Genomic DNA, 18,882 nt, shown 5'->3' with positions numbered 1-18,882 from the left:
ATGGAAACGTTTGAAAGCCGCCCTCCAGGTGCAGGAGCTATCGAATGACCGTTTCCTTCGAACCCAACATCAAGAATGCGTCGGCCCGAGATTCCGAGACTTTGCGTTGCGAGCTTATAGGAACGCCGGGATCACCCTATTCGGTCAAGCTGAGGGCAATCCTTCGGTACAGGAGGATTCCTTTCGACTGGATCATTCGAGCTCCGCAATTCGAAGCCGATCCACCTCCTGTCAGGCCGCTCCTAGTTCCGCTTCTTCGCTTTCCAGGCGAGGCGACCTACCATATTGACACGTCTCCAATCGCGCACGCGCTGGAGGTCCGCTATCCGGGCGGACGCTCGATCATTCCCGAAGATCCGGCATTAGCGTTCTTAAATTTCCTCTTTGAGGACTTGGCCGACGAGTGGATCACAAAGATGATGTACCACTACCGATGGTCGTATGCCGACAATATCGCCTATTGCAAATCCTGGATAGCAAGCGACCTTCATCCCGAGGATGACGCAAGAAAAAGAGCGCAAGTCGCGGAGATGCTGGCAACTCGGCAAATCGATCGCATGGAGATGGTCGGCTGCACACCTGAGAACGGCCCGGTGATCGAACAGGGGTTTGCCCGGGTGATCGCGGCTCTGACGTCACACATCGCAGAGGGCGGGCCTAACTATCTGTTTGGCACCCGTCCAGCCCTCGCGGACTTTGCTATGTTCGGTCAATTGCTGCAACTCGCGACCGATCCGGTGTCAGCCGCGATCATGCGACGGGATGCGCAGGATCTATTTGATTGGCTGCGCCGCCTCGACGATGCTTCCGGCGTCAACGGCGCCTGGGCGTCGTCGCGAGACATCCTCGATTGGCCAGTCGTTCGAAACCTCGCGCGGATCGCCGGCGACAGCTACCTTCCATATCTGAGCGCCAACAGTGCTGCATTCGAGGCGGGCCAACCGTCGTTCGAGGTCCTGCTTAGTGGCCAGAGGTTCGCGCAGCCCGTTTTCAGATATCAGGTCAAGCGTTTTAGGCGCCTGCGCGACGCGTTCTCCACCTTGCGGCGCGATGCCCGATGCCGGCTCGAACCTCTGTTGCGTGACACGGACTGTCTCCAACACATCGTTTAAGGGAAAGCGGCCATACCTCTGATGGTGAGACGATGCTTCTCTGGGATTTCGTGATCAATCATTCTCGACGCAAGCCCAGCGAGTTCTTCGCGCGTCAGGGATCGCGGCAAATAACGCTTGCAGAAACGGCGGAACGGATTGATCGGTTCGCGGGAGCGTTGATCGGAGAGGGGGCGGTCGTTGGCGACCGTATAGGCTATCTTTCAAAAAACGATATAGACATGGCCATCATGTTCCTGGCCGCTGGGCGCGTCGGGGTAGTGGCTGTGCCTCTGAACTACCGACTGTCCGCCGCCGAACTGAGCGCAATCGTGAGCGACGCCAAAATCAAACTGTTCTTTGCCCATTCAGCTTTCCTGTCCGTCGCCGACGCTTTCCGGTCCGAGCAGCCTGGGGTAGTACGTTGGATCGCGACAGGCACGCAGGGCCGCTCAGGCTGGACCGATCTGGAATCATGGTTCGATTCTCATCCCCCACTGTCTAGCGATCATCCCAGACCGGATGTCAGCGACGTCGCGTGCCAGATGTACACGAGCGGAACGACGGGGCGAGCAAAGGGCGTGATGATCACGCACGCCAACTATCACGCGAGTGTTTCACAAGTCGTTTCCTGCCTGGAGCACAGGCCATCCCTGGGCGAGGCCACGCTGCTTGCCATGCCGCTCTTCCACGCCGGCGGGATGCAAGTGCTGACGTTGGCCGCGTACCTAGGTCTCACATTGGTGATACACGCGGACTTCGACTCCCGGATGGTGGTCGAGAGTCTCGTCGAGAATCGAATTGCGATTGCTCTGTTCGCTCCGACGATGATTAGCTTCCTTTTGAATGAGATCGGTGACGTCGCAGAGCGTGACTGGAGCGCTCTAAAGACGATCATGTATGGGGCATCTCCGATAGACAAGCCGCTCCTTCTCCGCGCGATTGAGGTTTTCGGTTGCGATTTCTATCAATCCTATGGGCTGACAGAAACAACAGCGACAGTGACCATGCTCGATGCGTCGGCGCACGCTCGGGGCTTGCGCGACAAGGCTTCAGACCGTCAGTTGGCTTCCGCCGGACTTCCGGTCTTTGGAACGGAATTGCGAATCACGGATCGGAACGGCGTCCTCGTTTCGTCCGGAATGTCGGGAGAGGTCAGAGTTCGCGGTGCTCAGATCATGCTGGGTTATTGGAAAATGCCCGATGAGACTGCTGAAGTCTTGGCGGATGGCTGGTTTCGAACCGGCGATATCGGCCGGATCGACGAGCGTGGTTACCTGTTTATCGAAGATCGGCTGAAGGATGTCATTGTGTCGGGTGGGGAAAACATCTCCTCCAAGGAAATAGAGTCAGTTCTGATCGAGCATCCGGCAATATCGGATGTTGCGGTCGTCGGCATACCGGACTCACGGTTCGGCGAAGCGGCTTTAGGCTGCATTGTTGTTGCCGCAGGTGCGTCAACACCATCTCTGGACGATCTCGTTTCGTTCTGCCGGCAGAAGCTTGGCGGCTACAAAATTCCGCGTCGATTTGTGTTCGTGCCGGACCTCCCGCGAAACGCGACGGGCAAAGTGCTGAAGAGAGAATTGAGATCCAAGTTTCGAGATACTCACGACCACTTGAAGTGACGTCGCCGCATGGATCCGATCACCCAATGGGAACCAGCCGCCGACGCGCTACCCTATAAACGTCTTTAAATCGATTGCACGTTTTCTTTGAAGATTTGATCCCGGACTCCCGAACCGAGCGACGCGCCGCCGAACGGCGGCCAATCCGCAACCGCGCCGCCGATTCAATGCAGGGGGAATGGTGCTCTCGAGGCCGTCACCGCACGGCTGGTGTGGCAACTCGCATGCCATGAGCCGAGCGTCGCGTAGGCGTAAATCCCCATCTCGTCATGGTTGTTGCCCTGACGGACGATGCGGCCCTCGCGCTGCGATCTAGCTCTGGAGCCAGGGGGGCAGGCAGGCCCACCTCGACGAGCCGTCACCGCAGCGGAATCCAGAGCGGGCTCTTCCAGCCCTTCAATGCCTCGAGAAACACCTGAAGCTTGGACGGCAGAAACCGTCGCGTGGGATAGACGGTATGAATGAAGATTTCCGGAGAGGACCATTCCGGGAGCAGGCGAATGAGTTCTCCTTTCGCGATCCGCGCGTCGCAAAATGTTGAGGGGAGGAACCCGATGCCGTGGCTGCGGTATGTAAAGGCGCTCGCGGCTTGGTGGTCGCGAGCGGAGACCGGACCGGAAACGGGTACCTTGATCGATTTCCTGCCGCTGACGAGCTCCCACTCGGCTTCATTATTTCTTCCGTTCAGAAGGATGCACTGATGCTCGCGTAGATCATCGGGCCTGGACGGAGGATTGCGGCCGTCGAGGTAGTCCGGCGTGCAGACGAGATAGCGGACGCTCTTTCCAATGCGTTGGGCGATCAGCGTCGAGTCCCGCAACTCTCCATAGCGCAGGGCGACGTCGACATTCTCGGCAATCAGGTCGACGAAGGCATTCGTAACGAACAGATCGACCTGAACGCGAGGATAGGTCCGCAGGAACGACGAAATGAATTTATAAAACGGCTCCTGTCCTATGGTGACGGGCACCGAAACCTTGAGCAGCCCCTCCGGCTTTCGTTGGACCTGCGTGAGGGCCCGTTCGGCATCGTAGAGTTCGCCGAGCGGGTCGTTGCACTGATTGAAATAGGCGCGCCCCTGTTCTGTCAGATTTAGCCGGCGCGTCGTGCGCTGAAGAAGCGTTGCGCCGAGTTGCTCTTCGAGCACCGTCACCCTGCGGCTGACCGTCGACACGGGCATGCCGAGTGCACGCGCCGCTCGGCTGAAGCTTTCGAGTTGAGCCACCTTTGCGAAAATCGCGATGTCGTTGAGATCAATCATGGCCACACTTTCTCACAAATGGAAAACAGAATCCAGACATTTCCATCTAGTTAAAGAAGGCTCCATCCGGCAGGTTTTTGCGAGGTAATCGACGTGGTAGCGAAGGGTCGCATGGCAGACAAAGTCGCAGTCGGTGGCGCCAACCTCGTCAGAGAAGTTCGTAAACGGGTTTTATCGCCGCGCGACAACAGGCGGCGCGGGGGCCCCGTCACTTCATTGATGTCACTAGGGAGAAAAGAGATGTGCTTCGATACGCGGCCATTGGCGGTATTCTTGGGTGCTATCATTCTGTTTGCTGCGACCACAGGCAACTCACTTGCCCAGAAGCGAACGCCTCTACAGACGATTGAATTCCCACCGGACTACGAGACGGTGGCTGTGATTGCTGAACTCCAGCCGGGCCAGTGCACCACGCGCCACGGTCATCCAGGCATCGAAAGCGCCTATGTTCTGGAGGGTGAGGCTGTTGCGAAGTTCGATAACAAGCCGGACCAGATTCTCAGAACCGGGCAACCGCTGCAGTTCGGGGTCGAAGAAGTGCATAACGTCTGCAATGTCAGCAGTGCACCGTTCAGGGCTCTTGCCCATTACATCGTCCAAAAGGGCAAGCCGTTGGTAACGCCCGCTTGGTGATGCTCTCCGGATTGCTCACACGCAGAGCGATCGGTTTGTCCTGACAGCTTTTCAGTGTGTGCGCCTGTCGAGTGCGACGCTCGACACGGCAACGAAGGTCACGTTTCCCAACGGAGGACTGGTCATGCTGAGACAGGTAAGAGCCACGGTATCATTCGTCGTGGTTGCCTTCTTGCTCATAGCCGAAGGTGCGCTGGACGCGCGCGCGGACTCGAAATTGCCGGATCCTCGCAACGCAGCCGTAGCGCAACAGCTCTTCCGGCTGGATTGTGGGCGCTCCCTCGCAAATGACGAATCTGTGTGGACGCCGGGCCAGAACGTCGGGGTTAGCATCGAATTCTCATCGACTTGCTGGCTCGTAAAGCATGGAAACGAATGGTTGCTTTGGGATACGGGCGTTCCTGAAGCAACATTCGGCGACCCGCAAGGCTGGTCCACCTTGCCGAAATTGATCGTCTATCGCCTCGACAAGTCACTAACGGGTCAACTCGCCGAGATCGGGCTAAAGCGAGACGACATCTCTCGGGTCGCAATATCGCACACCCATGGAGACCACATAGGTAACGTGAGCCTGTTCCCCAATTCCACAATTCTGATGCAGCGGGCCGAATATAGCTGGATCCATTCCCCCGACGGGCCGAATGACAACGTGAATCAATTGATGGCGCTGGCACGCAAACTCATGGGGACCCCGAAAAACCTCCAACTCGTCGACGGTGATACCGACGTATTCAGTGACGGGAGCATCATCCTGATTTCCACGCCAGGGCACACTCCCGGCAGCCAGGCGCTGCTGGTCCATCTCAAGAATTCCGGTTTCGTCGTTCTGTCCGGTGACGTCGTCCATCTGGAAGGGAATTTCGAGAAAAGCATAGTCCCGTCCCTCAATACAAATAAGCCTGAATCGATCGCGTCGATGGAAAGAATCAGACAGCTGATCGGAACATACAAGGCGACGCTCTTCATCAATCACGACAAGAAGCAAACCGACAAGCTCAAGCTGCTCCCTGCATTCTACGATTGAGGCTTGGCGATTGATCGCCGTAATCCGGCGCGATTGAGCGGAGTCGCCGGGCTCGTCACCTATTAAACGTCAAATGCGAAACGTTGCGAAAGCACGAAGGAGCGGGGATGGCCAATACGACGGCACGGCTGACAGTTGCAGAAGAGGTCGGGTCCACGGATGACGTATTCCGAAAGGTGGCGTGGCGCCTCATACCATTCATGATCCTGCTTTATTTCGTAGCGTTCCTTGACCGTATCAATATCGGTATCGCCGCGCTCACTATGAACAAGGATCTCGGAATTTCAGCGACGGCATTATGGAAATGCTGCTGGAATATTCTTCCTCGGATATTTTCTGTTCGAGGTTCCGAGCAATATCATGCTCGAGAAGGTCGGTGCGCGCAGATGGATCGCAAGGATCATGGTCACGTGGGGCCTTCTCTCTGCGGGTATGACCTTCGTGCAGGGAGAAACCAGCCTTTTTGTAATCCGCTTCCTGCTTGGCGCTGCGGAAGCCGGATTCTTTCCTGGTATGATCATGTACCTGACTTATTGGTTTCCCGCGTCGACTCGGGCGAAGATAACTGGTGCCTTCCTCGTCGCAATTCCGTTATCGAGCGTTCTTGGTGCTCCAGTTTCCAGCGCAATTCTTGACCTGGAGGGATTTGGCTTACGTGGCTGGCAATGGCTTTTCTTGATAGAAGGAATTCCAGCGATCCTGCTTGGATTTGTAGTTCTCAAATATTTGACCGACAAGCCAGCCGATGCTGAATGGCTCTCTCCGTCGGAACGTCAAATTGTCAGCGACAGGATCGCGGCGGAGGCTGCTCATGGCGGCGAAAAGCACTCTCTTGTGGCTGGATTGGTGAGCCTTAAGGTGTGGTTCTTTGGTCTAATCTACTTCGGAATCGTCATCGGCGTTTATGGGATGAGCCTTTGGTTGCCACAGATCGTCAAAGGCTTTGGCGAGCTAAACAATCAGCAGGTCGGACTCATAACTGCCATTCCTCACGCGTTTGGTGCCGTCGCGATGGTCATTTGGGGACGGAACTCCGATAGGACGGGCGAGCGGGTTTGGCACATGGCGTTGGCGGCGTTTGCTGGCGCTGGTGGTCTGGTTGCGAGTGCTTTCCTTGCGAGCGCGCCGATTGTGGCCTTAAGTGCCATGGCGTTCGCTGCAATTGGAATATACTCGGCGCTGCCGGTCTTCTGGACATTGCCCACTGCAATACTACGTGGGACGGCCGCGGCCGGCGGCATAGCTTTGATCAATTCGCTGGGGAATCTGAGTGGGTATCTCGGACCCTCGATGGTTGGCTATCTCAAGGATCAGACTGGTGATTTCCAGTCCGGTCTGATCATGCTGGGAGGATTTCTCGCGATGGCGGGTCTCCTGGTGTCCGCGGTCACTCGCAACAGGGCCCCAGTGCGTTCATCTTGAAAAGCTGATCAAGCGGGTGGACTGTTCGTTGGGATCCACAGGACCAGCAGCGACCTGGTCAACCCCAGCATGTTGGGCTGTTTCCGTGACAACGCACTGCGCCTCAGGGATTCTTAAGAATGGCTAGGAGACCCTGATACGATGGACGATGAAACCCACCGAAACGGGTATCGGCCAGTCTAGCTTTGCTCCCTGATTTCGCGCGGGGTGATCGTTCCGTTGATCTACGCTCGGAACGAGTGCGGCTATCGTCGGGGCAGTCCCCCTTTGCTGATCGATCTTGAACCCGAGCATGGCATGACCGGGTATGCCGAGGGCCCGCGGCGCTCTGAAGCTTTCGAGCTGTGACACCTTCGCGAAGATCGCGATGTTGTTGAGATATGCTGCAGCTTTCTCATCAATGGAAAATAGATTCCACATATTTCCATCTAATCAAAGAAGGCTCCATTCGACACATTTCCACCGACAGAACCGACATGACCGACGCAACGGCGGAGGGGCTGGATGGCAGACAACATCGATAATGCGCAGAAAGGGGCGAAGGCCGGGCTGCGCGAGATTCAAAAGAGACTGGGGTTCATTCCGAACCTGGTCTCGGCTCTTGCCGGCGCGCCGGCCGCGCTGGACGGCTACCTCGCTCTGGACCGGGCATGGAACCATTCGTCCTTCACGGCCGAGGAACGCCAGATCGTCCTGCTCGCCGCGTCCGTGGAGAACAGTTGCCGCTACTGCGCGGCGCTCCACACGACGATGCTGAAGGCGATGCGGACGGCCCCCGCCACGCTCGCCGCCATCCGGAACCGGGTGGCGCTCCGGGAGCCAAAACGGAATGCCCTTGTGAAGATCACTGGGGACATCGTTGCGGGACGGGGCTTCGCTTCGGAAGGCGCCAAGCGGGATTTCCTCGCTGCCGGCTACGACGCCACCGCTCTGAAGGAACTCACCGTCGGCATCGCTCTGGCGACGATGGGCAACTACCTCGACCACCTGGATCCGATTCCGATCGATCCGGCTCTCACAATTGAAGCGCGCTGAGGCGCCTCACTCATCAAAGGAGAAAGACAATGTCGACATCGAAAACGATCGTGATTACCGGTGCCTCCCAGGGTATCGGCGCGAGCCTCGTCAACACGTTCGCGGCGCGCGGCTACAACGTGGTCGCCACTTCGCGGAGCGTCAGCCGATCCAGCGAGATTCCGGCCTCCGACAAGGTGGTCCGCGTGGACGGCGACATCGCCGATCCGGCGACCGCCCGTAAGGTGGTTGAGAAGGCGCTCTCCCGCTTCGGCAGTATCGATGCCCTCGTCAACAATGCGGGCATCTTCTTCGCCAAGCCGTTCGTCGATTATACGCTCGACGATTACCGCAAACTCGCGGCAACGAATGTCGAAGGCTTCCTCCATCTGACGCAGCTCGTCGTGCGCCAGATGGTGGCGCAGAAGAGCGGCGGCAGCATCGTCAGCATCACGACGCCCCTGATCAGCCACCCGATCGCCGGCATGCCGGTGTCGGTCGCCATGATCACCAAGGGCGGCATCGAGGCCGCCTCCAAGAATATCGCGATGGAATATGCGCGCGACGGCATCCGCGTGAACACGGTGGCGCCGGGCGTTGTCGACACCCCGCTGCACAAGGACAACCCGAAGGATTTCCTGAAGACGCTTTCGCCGATGAACAGCATTTCGAGCGCGCAGGAGATCGTCGATGCGGTCGTCTTCCTGACCGAAGCTCCGCATATCACCGGGGAGGTGCTGCACGTCGACGGCGGCGCACATCTGGGCAGATGGTAACCCTTGGCCACGTTCCGGCCGCTGGCGCCGAACAGCGGCTGAAGGATATCGGCGTCACCCTGCCGCCTCCGCCGACCCCCTTCGGGGCCTATGTGGAGGCGGTCCAGATCGGCAGGCTGCTCTTCCTGAGCGGGATGCTGCCGGTGGTCGACCGCAAGCCGCAATTCATCGGCCGTCTGGGCGGGGAGTTGTCGGTGGAGGAGGGTCGAAAGGCTGCGGAGCTCGCCGTCCTGAGCGCTCTCGCTGCCGTACGGGAGCATCTCGGCTCGCTCGACAAGGTGACGGGCGTCGCTAAGCTCGGCGTCTACATTGCGACGGCAGGGGACTTCCGCGATCACCCAAAGGTCGCCGACGGGGCTTCCGAAGTGCTCCTCAAGGTCTTCGGCCCCGAGATGCTGTCGGGTCGTGTCGTGCTCGGCATGGCCAGCCTGCCTCTGGGCTTGCCGGTCGAGGTAGAGCTCGTTCTCGAGGTCGCCGCGTAAACACTAGGTGCCGGGCTCGGCACGACAACCTGATGGATATAAATAATGATGGCTTTCTCCGATACCGTCATGCAACCGCTCAAGCTTCGTTCCCTCGTCTCTCGCGGTGTGCTCGTCCCGCTCAACTTCACGCTTGGAACGAGTGCCGCGATCATCAGGACGGTTCCTCTTTTGCTGGTCGATCTCGTGACGGATGACGGCGTGACCGGGCACGCCTACGTATTCTGCTACAGACCATCGGGAGCCCGCGCGATCGCAGCACACCTGGCGGAAGCCTTCGACCTGTTGGCTAGCCGCCCGGTGACCCCCTATGACGCGGCACGATCCCTTTCGCGCCAGTTCGCATTAATCGGCGTCACCGGCACCGTGCGAATGGCTCTTTCGCTGTTCGACATGGCGCTCTGGGATGCGCTCGCGCGATCCAGGGGAATGCCGCTCGCCGCTCTGCTGGGTAGCCAGCCGCGGGCGTTGCAGGCTTATGACAGCCGCGGCCTCGGGCTGATGGAGCCCGACCGTCTGTCGAAGGAAGCAGATGCGCTGCTCGCAAGCGGATTGAAGGCCGTCAAGCTTCGATTGGGATATCCGTCGGCCAAAGAGGATATCTCCGCTTTGAAGGCCATTCGCCGCGTCGTTGGCGATGCCGTCGCCGTCATGGTGGACTACAATCAGGCGCTTACGACGGCGGAAGCGATCGCCCGCGGACGACAACTCGAGAACGAGGGGATCTACTGGCTCGAGGAACCGATCCCCCACGAGGACTACAATGCGCATTCCACCATCGCCAAAGAATTGCGCGTACCTGTCCAGATCGGTGAGAATTTCAATGGGCCGGAAAGCATGCTCACTGCCCTGAGCGCTCGCGCCTGCGACTACGTCATGCCTGATGTTGCCAGGATCGGCGGCGTCAGCGGCTGGATGCAGGCCGCCGCGCTTGCAGTTGCAAGCGGCGTCGAGATGTCTTCGCATCTGATGCCGGAGGTCAGCGCTCAGCTTCTTTCGGCCACGCCGACGGCACATTGGCTCGAATACGTGGATTGGGCTGACGCTTTGTTGCAGGAACCGTTGCGAATAGATGACGGCAAAGTGTTGACGTCACAGCATCCCGGCAGCGGAATTGTTTGGGACGAAGACAAAATTCGTCGACTTGAGGTGATTTGACTATGTCAGACGAAGTCAAAGTCGGCACATGTGGCTTCGACCACGTGGGGTTGAGCGTTCGCGATCTTGCGATTTCGCGGAAGTTCTTTTGCGATTGCCTTGGATGGCACGTTGTCGGTGAACGTCCGGATTATCCGGCGGCGTTCGTGTCGGACGGACACTGCCTCCTCACGCTGTGGGAGGTCGCGTCACCCGACATGGCGATCGCGTTCGATCGGCGCGCCAATGTCGGTTTGCATCATCTGGCGCTCGCGGTCGCCGACCGGGCCGGCCTCGACGCCCTTTACCAGCGAGTGTCGGGCTGGCCCGACGTTGTCGTCGAGTTCGCACCGCAACCGTCCGGCTCCGACCCTAAGATTCATTTCGTGGTGTACGAGCCGAGCGGCGTGCGGGTCGAGTTTACCTTCGATCCTCGCCTCGAAGGCGTACGCAAGGCGGGGTAGCGCGGTTTGAGCGGCAACCGGACACGGCAAGGAGGCGACATCGTGAGCAAACCCAAGATCCTGGTGCTCGGTGCCGGCGGAACCGGCGGCTATTTCGGCGGCCGTCTCGCCGAGAGCGGGGCCGATGTCACGTTTCTCGTCCGTGAAGGACGGCGCAAGATTCTTTCGGAGCAGGGATTGCGGATCGAGAGCTCATTCGGGGACGCGCAGATAGCAGTGAGGACGGTGCTCGCTTCGGAGGTGACGCCGATCTACGATGCGGTGATTTTGACATGCAAGGCGTACGATCTTGATGCCGCAATCGCGTCGATCGTACCAGCCGTAGCGCCGACTGGATATGTACTGCCTTTCCTGAATGGAATTGCCCATATTGATGCGTTGAACAAGAAATTCGGCCGAGACCGTGTGCTCGGCGGCACCGCGAAGATTCAAGCGACGATCATGCCGAACGGTGCGGTCAGGCAATTCAACGACTGGCGGACGCTTACCTTCGGCGAGCAATCAGGGGAAATGACCGAGCGCGTAAGAACGCTGGCGGCGCTGTTCGAAAGTGCGAAGGGTGTAGAGGTCTTCGCTGTCGACGACATGGTTCAACGGATGTGGGAAAAGCTGGTTCACCTCTCGACTGCGGCCGCCATGACTTGCTTGATGCGGGCGAATGTCGGCGAGATCGTCCGCACCCCCTATGGCCGCGATCTTTTTCTCGATCAGCTTCGTTGTGGCGCGGCGATAGCCGCTGCCAACGGTCACGCGCCGAGCGCGGCCTTCCTGAAAGCGTGGGAGGAGACGTTTTCTCAGCAGGACTCCCAATATTCGACCTCGATGCTGCGCGACATCGAACGGGGCGGCCGGACCGAGGTGGAACACATCCTCGGCTTTATGCTCGACAAGGCGGTCGCGGCGCAAATCCCCTGCAACACGCTGCTGCTCGCCTACACCAACGTCAAGGCTTTCGAGCAACGGCGGGCTGCAGGCCGCTTGCTTTGATGTGCTTCCCCTAAATGTAAAGCTTGAACAAGGAGACGCATACCTCGCGAAATAGCTATGGCTATTGCGCTGATCGCCTTTACTGGCGGCATCAGCCTGCTTCCGCTCTACGCGCGGAACTTGCTGCCGAAAACCATCGTCCGCCGGCCGATTCAGGGCGGCGCGCCACCCATCGTCGATCTGGTGATCGGCTACAATGAGGGTATGCGCAACGACTTGCAATCGATTAAGCGAGATGCCCCAGGTCTCGACGGGAGAATGAGCTGGATTTCAACGTGTGGAAGCTGACAGCACCCTGCCGGTCGTCTCGTCAGATCGAAGTGACCGTTTACCGCGGGCTTAAGACGCGGCACCCCAGTCAGGACATTGACCTCTGCTGGGTGAGGGGACGGCTATACGCTGACCTGAATGGGCGGTCCCTCAGGCCGCTAGCGCCAGAGCCGCAATCGAATCCGCTTCACGCTTGACTGATGTGTTGCCGAGCGCCCTCGGCTCAGGACAAGGGTGGCCGGAAGTCGATTTCCGCACAAAACGACTAAATCGCATGGGGTGGGGGCTGATGAAAATTGACGGTATCGTGTGGAAAGCGAGAGGCGTGGGGGTAGCCGTTGTGCCTTAGCGCAAGCTCTCACTCTGTCGATTGACTCCGATAGTTGGCGAAGGAGCCATCTCTTCAAGACACACAAATTTTTCTGTGAATTCAAGATCGAAAAATTGCGACAGGTATACCGCCGGCATTTGTCCGTCAGACTTGAAAATTTGTGCATGTAAATCAACGACGGAACGTCGTTCGAAATGATAGAGTGGGAGTAGGGGGAGGCGAATTTTTCGTGACGTTGTCTCTTAGCAGCACGGGATGACAAGCTATGCCGGATTTCTTTGTTAGCTATACCTCCGCTGACCGTGCTTGGGCGGAGTGGATTGCATTTGTCCTTGAAGAGGCTGGCTTTTCGACCGTCATTCAGGCTTGGGATTTTCGCCCTGGCAGCAACTTTGTCCTTGAGATGCAGAAGGCTAGCGAAGCTGATCGCACGATCATGGTCTTGTCGCCGGACTACCTGAAATCTCAATTTACCTCGCCAGAATGGGCTGCAGCCTTTGCACAGGACTCGCAAGGTATTGATCGAAAGCTACTGCCCATTGTGGTCCGCAAGTGCAATGTGCCAGGTCTGCTGAGAAGTGTGGTCCACATCGATCTGTCAGCGCTTGACGAGGATAGTGCCCGCCAGCAGCTTCTCGATGGGACAAACGCCAAACGTGCGAAGCCGTCGAAGCGACCAAAATTTCCTGGAGCCGAGGCGCCAGCGCTACGCAAGCCGTTTCCTGGTTCAGCCTCCGAGGTGCATCGATCAACTTACATTCCCGATTTGAAGAAGCAATCGACGGACGTCGATCGCAGGCGTTTCAGCCAAGCGGCGTTCGATACAATTCGCGCCTACTTCAGGAATGGATTGAACGAACTCGCTGACCATAGCGACGCGATCGAATGTGACTTTCAATCAAGTTCAATGACAGGATTTTCGGCTGAAGTCTTCCTTCACGGCAAGAGCGCTTGTCGATGCCGCTTGTGGCTTGGGGGTCTAAGTTCACCTGACGGCATCTCCTATGCCGAGGGGCAGGCACATTTTGGAACCAACGCATGTAATGAGATACTCTCGATCTCGGAAGCCGGTGGTGCGCTATATCTCGAGGCTCTCTTCGGAACCTCGACTGCTCAGTTTGCTGAAACCCTGAACCCCAAACGGATGGACGCTGGGCAGGCTGCTGATTATTTGTGGCGACGCTTTGTTAAGCCGCTTGAGCGGTGATGGAAGCGGCCGCTATTGATGCAGCACGAGCTGCGTAGTGTTTGTATCGACTGTATCGGGCATGTATTAGCTTTGACGTTGGAGTTGCTCGTAGCCTTTCATGATTTCTTTGATTTGCTCGTCGCTTAAGTAACCTAGTTCGGGAACTTCTCCGACTGCGCCGAACATCTCGTGTAAGCCGCTTGACCAATCGCTTATCTGGACTCTGCCGTCCTCAGGCGCAAAGTGAGCCCGTATTGCGCCTTCCATCAAATTTAGAAATTCGAAGTAACAGGAGCCTGCGGTAATTCTGGTTAGTCTGCAATTGTCCCAACCATCGACAGCTTTGACGATGTCGTAGCGAAAGTAACCTTGCCCGTCCTCGATATGCCGTAGCAGTTTTTTCTTGTAGTCCGCGAATAGCTCCTTTGCTTGCGGAAAGGGCACGGGCACAATGTAAACCTGATTTGAAAAGTCGGTATTGCTGGGCAGCGCGATTCGATTTCCTTCGCGCTGGAGGTTGGGAGCGCTGGCCTTGTTTTTGATGAATAAGGTTATGGTGTCTCGGCTGTGAAGGGAGCCGGGTAAGACAAGATCCACTTGAAGCTTATGGGATACGTTGAAGCCGAACTGAAGGACGTGTCGGAATAGTTCTGCGCGATCCTCGACAGTTGCGATAGTTCCAGGCATTGCTGGAACGACATAGGCGCCTCGAAGTGTCTGGCCCGCCAAATTAGTGAGTGGTTCGATGAGTCGCTTGTCTGTAACATACTTCTTGATCTCATCGCGATTTCCGGATTGCACGAGAGTCGACAATCCTTGATCGATCTTCTCCAACGATTTGCGAACATAGTGGCTCACTGCTCCCTTGAGCATTGCGTCGATGGCGACATCCAGTAAATCCATGAGCTGACATTCCTTCAATGTGCTGCTCTATTCGTTTGGCGTCCTGAAATGACGAAGAGTACTCAGCAAGGGCATTCCAATCAACCCCAGCGTGCGACGGATTGAGCCGAGTCTTTCGGCCTGTGTTGGGTTCATCGATCTGGGCGCGCCGCAGCGAAGGCAGGGACGGCTCTTACCCAGAGCAAGCGTTGGAAGTGCGTCTTCTCCGTGCCAATTTCCGCCGCACTTGCCGCCACCCAGTTCCCCGTCACCCCGCCAACCCCGACCGGATGAAGGGCTTTCCACCGCACTGTCACCGTCCAGAACGGCTCGGTCCGGAGTTTCCCCAGTTGCGCCGGGCCTAGAGCAACATCCGTCAGTTGGTGCCGACCGTGAAGGTCGCGCGCTGCCAACCCGTAGAGCGATCATGCTTTCGCAAACAGCGCCTTCCAATGTCCTGTTCACTGGCCCGAGTTGGTCTTGAGTCCGCTCCCGCAAAGACGGACTTGAGCCGCTTCACATGCATGCTCGCATCGATGCTGAGATAAAGTACCTGCTGTGATTGTGCGCGGTGAATTGCTATCACATCAGCTTGAAATGAGCTGCACACGCCAGAGCGACATGTTGAAATAGTCTCCAACTGGCCAGAAGGCCGATGTGAGCTATGGAGCTGACAAACAGGGATTACGGTGGCAGTGCATCTAACTATCGCTCGCCAAAGAAGGCTTGCGAGTTTAACGCGCCGTCACCGCAATTCGACGTTTTGGGATTTTACTTCTCGGGCCAAATTACACGGCCGTAGATCGATCACTGTTCCTTCCTAAACAAATCCTGGAAGATGAGTTGGCCCCAGATGCAGCCGCGTGCGTGCACCAGCGCGCCGCCTTCGTTGAGCTTTCCCAGCTTGACGGGTGCGAAGCCGAGCTGTTTGGCCAAGGCCGCCACGGGAGCGATCGCGTCGTCGTCGTCGCTGGATAAAAAGACGACCCGGTGGCCGCCCTCGACGACCGGATCGGCGGCCAGGGTGGCCGCAACCAGGTGATTGAAACCTTTCACGAGCTTGGCGCCGGTGAACGCCTTCGCGACGAACGCGGAGGAGGGGAGACCGTCCAGCTCTTCGGGGACTGGAAACGCGTTCATCGCGTCGATGATCGTCTTGCCTTTCCAGCTCGGCAGGGCCTTCGCAACCTCGCGATGCTCGGCGAACGGGACCGCCAGGATGATCGTGTCGGCCTCGAGTGCTTCCCGCAGCGACTTGACGACGACCGTGGGTCCAATCGCCCGAGCCTGCGGCGCCAACGCCTCGGGTGGCCGGCGGCTCGCGACTGTGACCTCGATGTTCTTACGGGCGAAGGCGCGGGCGAGGGCCTGGCCTACCTTGCCGAATCCTATGATTGCGTAGCTCATCATGCGTCTCCGATTTTCAGATGGCCGAGAAGCCGCCGTCGACAGACAACTCCACCCCATTCACGAAGCTCGAATCGTCTGAAGCGAGAAACAGCGCGACCGCCGCAATTTCCTCAGGACGACCCATCTTTCCCCGCGGGATCAGGGCTTCGAACATCCGCTTCGCCTCCTCGGTGAGAACCTGGTCCTGCATCGGTGTGGCGATGGGCCCCGGGCTCAGCACGTTCACCCGGATGTTCCTGCCCTTCAGTTCGTTCAGCCACGTGCGTGCGAATGAGCGCAACGCCGCCTTGCTCGCCGCATACACGCCGTAACCGGGAAAACCTTTCACCGACGCAACCGACCCGGTCATGAAGATTGATCCGCCATCGCCAAACAGCGGCAACGCCTTCTGAACCGTGAACAGCGTGCCGCGCGTATTCAGGCCGAAGGTCGTGTCGAAATGCTGCTCGGTAATCTCGCCCAGCGGGACGGCTTCGCCGGTGCCGGCGCTCGCGTACAGGACGTCGATCTTGCCCTTGTCCCGCTTGACCGTGTCGAACAGGCGGTCGAGGTCGTCGAGATTGGCCGCGTCGCCGCGCACGCCGGTCACGTTCCGGCCAATCAGCCTGACGGCCTCGTCGAGCGCCTCCTGCCTTCGGCCCGTGATGAAGACATAGGCGCCTTCTTCAACGAAGCGCTTGGCGCTCGCCAGCGCCATGCCGCTCGATCCACCCGTGACGACTGCAACCTTACCTTCAAGCTTTCCCACGACTTCTCCTTTGAGACTCTGTCTTTGGCCGTTCGGGGAGGTCCCCGAGAACCTCGACATAGGTCCGCCGGCGACAGGCGTTGAGTGCGGAAGCGCGCACATCGGTGGTGCGGAATCGATCCGGCTGGACGGCTGGCGCCAGCCGCAACGATTGGCGTTCGCAGTTCGGAATTGGGCGGCGCTTGCCGGCATAGGCTGCGATGGCCGCCCGTGCTACCCACATACGAGATGCTGTTCGATGGATTGGACCGGCTTTGGAAGGCGCACCCCGGCGGTGCTGGATTGCACCATGATCGACTGGGATGACGTTCGCTATTTTCTTGCCGTCGCGCGTGGAGGCTCGGTGCGGGCCGCCGCCGAGCGCCTCGGGGTGAACCATTCGACCGTGCTGCGACGCGTCGCCCAACTGGAGGAACGGCTCGGGGCGCTCATGTTCGAGAAGCTGCCGTCCGGCTACCGCCTGACGGCTGCAGGGGAGGAGGTCCTCGAGCTTGCGGACCAGATGGAAGCGTCGTCGCACCAGCTGGAGACGCGCGTCTTCGGCCGCGACCAGGGCGTGCGCGGGCTTCTGCGGGTGACGCTGGCACCGCCGCTGGCGACACACCTGCTCATGCCTGATTTCGCCGATTTCGCGCGTCTGCATCCTGATATCGAGATGGACATCCTGTCGTTCGGCGAGCTGGCAAATCTGACCAACCGGGAGGCCGACGTCGCGATCCGCGTCGTCTACGACCGCAAAACCCTGCCGCCCAATCTTCACGGCCTGAAGGGACCGGAGCTGTTCGGCGGCGTCTACATGTCCAGGGATCGGCTAGCCGCGTGGCGTGCGGGCGCGCCTGATCCCATCCGTTGGATCGTCATCAGCATTCATGGAATTCCGGATTGGGCCAGCGAGGGTGAGGTTCGCACCGCCGAGGTTCCGTTCAGGGTCACAGATGCCGGGGCGCAGATCGTTGCCGTACGGCAAGGGCTCGGGATCACGACGCTGCCGTGCTTCGTCGGAGATGCCGATCCCTTGCTGGTGAGGGTGCCGGGCACCGACCTGCACATGTACGGAACGCTCTGGCTTCTCACACAGGGGGAGACGCGCAAGACGAAGCGCGTGCGGCTCTTCACCGAATTCGTATCCCGCAGGCTCGCCGCATACGCTCCGCTTCTCGCGGGGCTGTCAATATCGGGCGACTGATGCGAAACAGCGCGTAGTATGGATAGAGCGCAGCGAATCCGATCGCGATTGCAAATGGGATGAATGGATGCCACTGCGATCCAGTCATCCCACAAGCGGCGTCAAACCAGTCGGCGTACCGGATTGACGATCTGAAGTCCGGCGAAGTCCTTTTCGTTATCCGTCACCACCACACACTCGTTTGCGTCGGCGACTGCGGCGATGATCATGTCGAGCCCGCTTCGCGGTTTGCCCGTCGTTTTGCCTTGGGCCATCAACTGCGCCCAGATAAGCCCCGCCTTGTCGTCGAAGGATAGAATACGGCCGGCAAAAATGGCCTGCGGTCCTTCTGGCCCGGAGAACCACTTGTCGAGTATGGCGCGCTTCCTGCCGCTCGGCTTCTCCAAAATGCCGCGGCGGATTTCTGCAACGGTCAGCGAGGCGATGAACAAATCCTCGTCGCGCTGCATCGACATCCATGACAGCAGGGATTCCGATGGGCGCGGTTTGACGACGTTACGGATGATGTTGGTGTCGAGGAGATAGCGCATCACAGATCGACCTTGCGCCCTTTCTCGCGGGGCCGCGAAAGATCAAGATCGGCGCCTACGAGCGGTGAGCGACGCAAGGCGGCGAGAATCCCGCCGGGCTTGGGCGGCTCACCCGCGATCGACTTGCTCACGGCGGCACGAAGCTCCGAGGCCTCGGGCGTATCCTCTGACAGGTGTCTGGCGAACGAACGGATAAGATCGCGGTCGGCATCCCGACCGAGCACTTCAAAACGCGCCAAACCGCGCTTGCCGAGCCGGGATCGGTAATTCTGGATGGCACGCTTCTGCGAATTTCCCATGGAATTCCCTGGCAATATTTCCAGTAATATAGCCAGAAATGCCGCCTTCTACAAGCTCGATCGCTCGGGGTTAGATCTCGGAAGCGACCTCCAAACGTCCGCTGCTCAAACTTAGGCT

At 58.6% G+C, this 18,882-nt stretch carries 19 protein-coding genes and 1 pseudogene; 14 read left to right on the top strand and 6 right to left on the bottom strand.

The genetic code is table 11. The features are described 5' to 3' along the window. Positions 1–44 precede the first annotated feature (44 nt). Both AC5ZFO_RS18640 and AC5ZFO_RS18635 read left to right on the top strand, forming a co-directional pair. Entirely contained in the window at positions 45–1,112 is a 1,068-nt protein-coding gene (locus AC5ZFO_RS18640; protein WP_496122301.1) for a glutathione S-transferase C-terminal domain-containing protein, read from the top strand. Positions 1,113–1,144: 32 nt separating this feature from the next. Continuing rightward, positions 1,145–2,719, top strand: coding sequence for a class I adenylate-forming enzyme family protein (locus tag AC5ZFO_RS18635; protein ID WP_496122300.1), 1,575 nt, complete (start codon positions 1,145–1,147; stop codon positions 2,717–2,719). A gap of 358 nt (positions 2,720–3,077) precedes the next feature. Here the strand turns inward: AC5ZFO_RS18635 and AC5ZFO_RS18630 are convergent, their stop codons facing one another. Then, positions 3,078–3,980 carry a LysR family transcriptional regulator gene (locus AC5ZFO_RS18630; RefSeq protein WP_496122299.1) on the bottom strand — a complete coding sequence of 301 codons (903 nt, stop codon included), beginning with the start codon at positions 3,978–3,980 and terminating at the stop codon, positions 3,078–3,080. Positions 3,981–4,091: 111 nt separating this feature from the next. Here AC5ZFO_RS18630 and AC5ZFO_RS18625 point away from each other — a divergent pair, with 111 nt between their 5' ends. The 11 genes and pseudogenes from AC5ZFO_RS18625 to AC5ZFO_RS18575 all read left to right on the top strand — a co-directional run bounded on the left by AC5ZFO_RS18625 (position 4,092) and on the right by AC5ZFO_RS18575 (position 13,727). After that, positions 4,092–4,613 (top strand): cupin domain-containing protein, encoded by a 522-nt coding sequence (locus AC5ZFO_RS18625; RefSeq protein ID WP_496122298.1) that lies wholly within the window; start codon positions 4,092–4,094, stop codon positions 4,611–4,613. 124 nt (positions 4,614–4,737) lie between these two features. Next, positions 4,738–5,637 (top strand): N-acyl homoserine lactonase family protein, encoded by a 900-nt coding sequence (locus tag AC5ZFO_RS18620; protein ID WP_496122297.1) that lies wholly within the window; start codon positions 4,738–4,740, stop codon positions 5,635–5,637. A 107-nt stretch (positions 5,638–5,744) separates the two neighbouring features. Then, a pseudogene (locus AC5ZFO_RS18615) lies at positions 5,745–7,059 on the top strand (MFS transporter). A 504-nt stretch (positions 7,060–7,563) separates the two neighbouring features. After that, the gene (locus tag AC5ZFO_RS18610) at positions 7,564–8,094 is read left to right on the top strand and encodes a carboxymuconolactone decarboxylase family protein (protein ID WP_496122296.1); all 531 of its coding nucleotides are present in this window, start codon (positions 7,564–7,566) and stop codon (positions 8,092–8,094) included. 29 nt (positions 8,095–8,123) lie between these two features. Further along, the gene (locus AC5ZFO_RS18605) at positions 8,124–8,849 is read left to right on the top strand and encodes an SDR family NAD(P)-dependent oxidoreductase (RefSeq protein WP_496122295.1); all 726 of its coding nucleotides are present in this window, start codon (positions 8,124–8,126) and stop codon (positions 8,847–8,849) included. Then, positions 8,843–9,331 carry a RidA family protein gene (locus tag AC5ZFO_RS18600; RefSeq protein ID WP_496122294.1) on the top strand — a complete coding sequence of 163 codons (489 nt, stop codon included), beginning with the start codon at positions 8,843–8,845 and terminating at the stop codon, positions 9,329–9,331. The genes AC5ZFO_RS18605 and AC5ZFO_RS18600 overlap by 7 nt, the downstream gene beginning before the upstream one ends. Positions 9,332–9,376: 45 nt before the next feature. After that, a complete protein-coding gene (locus AC5ZFO_RS18595; protein ID WP_496122293.1) occupies positions 9,377–10,489 on the top strand; it encodes an enolase C-terminal domain-like protein in 1,113 nt (370 codons plus the stop codon). A gap of 2 nt (positions 10,490–10,491) precedes the next feature. Continuing rightward, the gene (locus AC5ZFO_RS18590) at positions 10,492–10,932 is read left to right on the top strand and encodes a VOC family protein (RefSeq protein ID WP_496122292.1); all 441 of its coding nucleotides are present in this window, start codon (positions 10,492–10,494) and stop codon (positions 10,930–10,932) included. A 42-nt stretch (positions 10,933–10,974) separates the two neighbouring features. Then, on the top strand, positions 10,975–11,919 hold the full coding sequence (locus AC5ZFO_RS18585; RefSeq protein ID WP_496122291.1) for a 2-dehydropantoate 2-reductase: 945 nt from the start codon (positions 10,975–10,977) through the stop codon (positions 11,917–11,919). Positions 11,920–11,976: 57 nt separating this feature from the next. Next, positions 11,977–12,207 (top strand): hypothetical protein, encoded by a 231-nt coding sequence (locus tag AC5ZFO_RS18580; RefSeq protein ID WP_496122290.1) that lies wholly within the window; start codon positions 11,977–11,979, stop codon positions 12,205–12,207. Positions 12,208–12,785: 578 nt separating this feature from the next. Beyond that, positions 12,786–13,727, top strand: coding sequence for a toll/interleukin-1 receptor domain-containing protein (locus AC5ZFO_RS18575; RefSeq protein WP_282522169.1), 942 nt, complete (start codon positions 12,786–12,788; stop codon positions 13,725–13,727). Between the two features lie 66 nt (positions 13,728–13,793). Here the strand turns inward: AC5ZFO_RS18575 and AC5ZFO_RS18570 are convergent, their stop codons facing one another. From AC5ZFO_RS18570 to AC5ZFO_RS18560, 3 genes are all read right to left on the bottom strand, one after another. Continuing rightward, positions 13,794–14,612 (bottom strand): hypothetical protein, encoded by an 819-nt coding sequence (locus AC5ZFO_RS18570; protein ID WP_496122289.1) that lies wholly within the window; start codon positions 14,610–14,612, stop codon positions 13,794–13,796. 786 nt (positions 14,613–15,398) lie between these two features. Further along, a complete protein-coding gene (locus tag AC5ZFO_RS18565) occupies positions 15,399–15,998 on the bottom strand; it encodes an NADPH-dependent F420 reductase (protein ID WP_282522171.1) in 600 nt (199 codons plus the stop codon). Between the two features lie 16 nt (positions 15,999–16,014). Further along, positions 16,015–16,749 (bottom strand): SDR family NAD(P)-dependent oxidoreductase, encoded by a 735-nt coding sequence (locus AC5ZFO_RS18560; protein WP_282522415.1) that lies wholly within the window; start codon positions 16,747–16,749, stop codon positions 16,015–16,017. A gap of 289 nt (positions 16,750–17,038) precedes the next feature. On the opposite strand from AC5ZFO_RS18560, the gene AC5ZFO_RS18555 reads away from it, so the two are divergent. Next, entirely contained in the window at positions 17,039–17,935 is an 897-nt protein-coding gene (locus AC5ZFO_RS18555) for a LysR family transcriptional regulator (protein ID WP_282522416.1), read from the top strand. 101 nt (positions 17,936–18,036) lie between these two features. Here AC5ZFO_RS18555 and AC5ZFO_RS18550 read toward each other — a convergent pair whose 3' ends face one another. Together AC5ZFO_RS18550 and AC5ZFO_RS18545 are read right to left on the bottom strand one after the other, a co-directional pair. Next, complete coding sequence (locus AC5ZFO_RS18550; protein WP_282522172.1) at positions 18,037–18,468, bottom strand: type II toxin-antitoxin system VapC family toxin; 432 nt, start codon at positions 18,466–18,468, stop codon at positions 18,037–18,039. Then, a complete protein-coding gene (locus AC5ZFO_RS18545; RefSeq protein ID WP_282522173.1) occupies positions 18,465–18,764 on the bottom strand; it encodes a hypothetical protein in 300 nt (99 codons plus the stop codon). Before AC5ZFO_RS18545 ends, AC5ZFO_RS18550 begins: the two co-directional genes overlap by 4 nt. Positions 18,765–18,882: the final 118 nt, after the last annotated feature.

This window comes from Bradyrhizobium sp. Unk1, assembly GCF_059512345.1.
Note: the sequence above shows the minus strand (reverse complement) of the source record. Positions and strands in the feature narration are given on the sequence as shown.

What these genes read in the sequence shown, in the direction of transcription:
- AC5ZFO_RS18595 (WP_496122293.1), top strand. Translation starts at nt 9,377, where the DNA reads ATGATGGCTTTCTCCGATACCGTCATGCAACCGCTCAAGCTTCGTTCC.
- AC5ZFO_RS18630 (WP_496122299.1), bottom strand. Translation starts at nt 3,980, where the DNA reads ATGATTGATCTCAACGACATCGCGATTTTCGCAAAGGTGGCTCAACTC.
- AC5ZFO_RS18545 (WP_282522173.1), bottom strand. Translation starts at nt 18,764, where the DNA reads ATGGGAAATTCGCAGAAGCGTGCCATCCAGAATTACCGATCCCGGCTC.
- AC5ZFO_RS18590 (WP_496122292.1), top strand. Translation starts at nt 10,492, where the DNA reads ATGTCAGACGAAGTCAAAGTCGGCACATGTGGCTTCGACCACGTGGGG.
- AC5ZFO_RS18605 (WP_496122295.1), top strand. Translation starts at nt 8,124, where the DNA reads ATGTCGACATCGAAAACGATCGTGATTACCGGTGCCTCCCAGGGTATC.
- AC5ZFO_RS18625 (WP_496122298.1), top strand. Translation starts at nt 4,092, where the DNA reads ATGGCAGACAAAGTCGCAGTCGGTGGCGCCAACCTCGTCAGAGAAGTT.
- AC5ZFO_RS18565 (WP_282522171.1), bottom strand. Translation starts at nt 15,998, where the DNA reads ATGAGCTACGCAATCATAGGATTCGGCAAGGTAGGCCAGGCCCTCGCC.
- AC5ZFO_RS18620 (WP_496122297.1), top strand. Translation starts at nt 4,738, where the DNA reads ATGCTGAGACAGGTAAGAGCCACGGTATCATTCGTCGTGGTTGCCTTC.
- AC5ZFO_RS18570 (WP_496122289.1), bottom strand. Translation starts at nt 14,612, where the DNA reads ATGGATTTACTGGATGTCGCCATCGACGCAATGCTCAAGGGAGCAGTG.
- AC5ZFO_RS18580 (WP_496122290.1), top strand. Translation starts at nt 11,977, where the DNA reads ATGGCTATTGCGCTGATCGCCTTTACTGGCGGCATCAGCCTGCTTCCG.
- AC5ZFO_RS18635 (WP_496122300.1), top strand. Translation starts at nt 1,145, where the DNA reads ATGCTTCTCTGGGATTTCGTGATCAATCATTCTCGACGCAAGCCCAGC.
- AC5ZFO_RS18610 (WP_496122296.1), top strand. Translation starts at nt 7,564, where the DNA reads ATGGCAGACAACATCGATAATGCGCAGAAAGGGGCGAAGGCCGGGCTG.
- AC5ZFO_RS18600 (WP_496122294.1), top strand. Translation starts at nt 8,843, where the DNA reads ATGGTAACCCTTGGCCACGTTCCGGCCGCTGGCGCCGAACAGCGGCTG.
- AC5ZFO_RS18575 (WP_282522169.1), top strand. Translation starts at nt 12,786, where the DNA reads ATGCCGGATTTCTTTGTTAGCTATACCTCCGCTGACCGTGCTTGGGCG.
- AC5ZFO_RS18555 (WP_282522416.1), top strand. Translation starts at nt 17,039, where the DNA reads ATGATCGACTGGGATGACGTTCGCTATTTTCTTGCCGTCGCGCGTGGA.
- AC5ZFO_RS18640 (WP_496122301.1), top strand. Translation starts at nt 45, where the DNA reads ATGACCGTTTCCTTCGAACCCAACATCAAGAATGCGTCGGCCCGAGAT.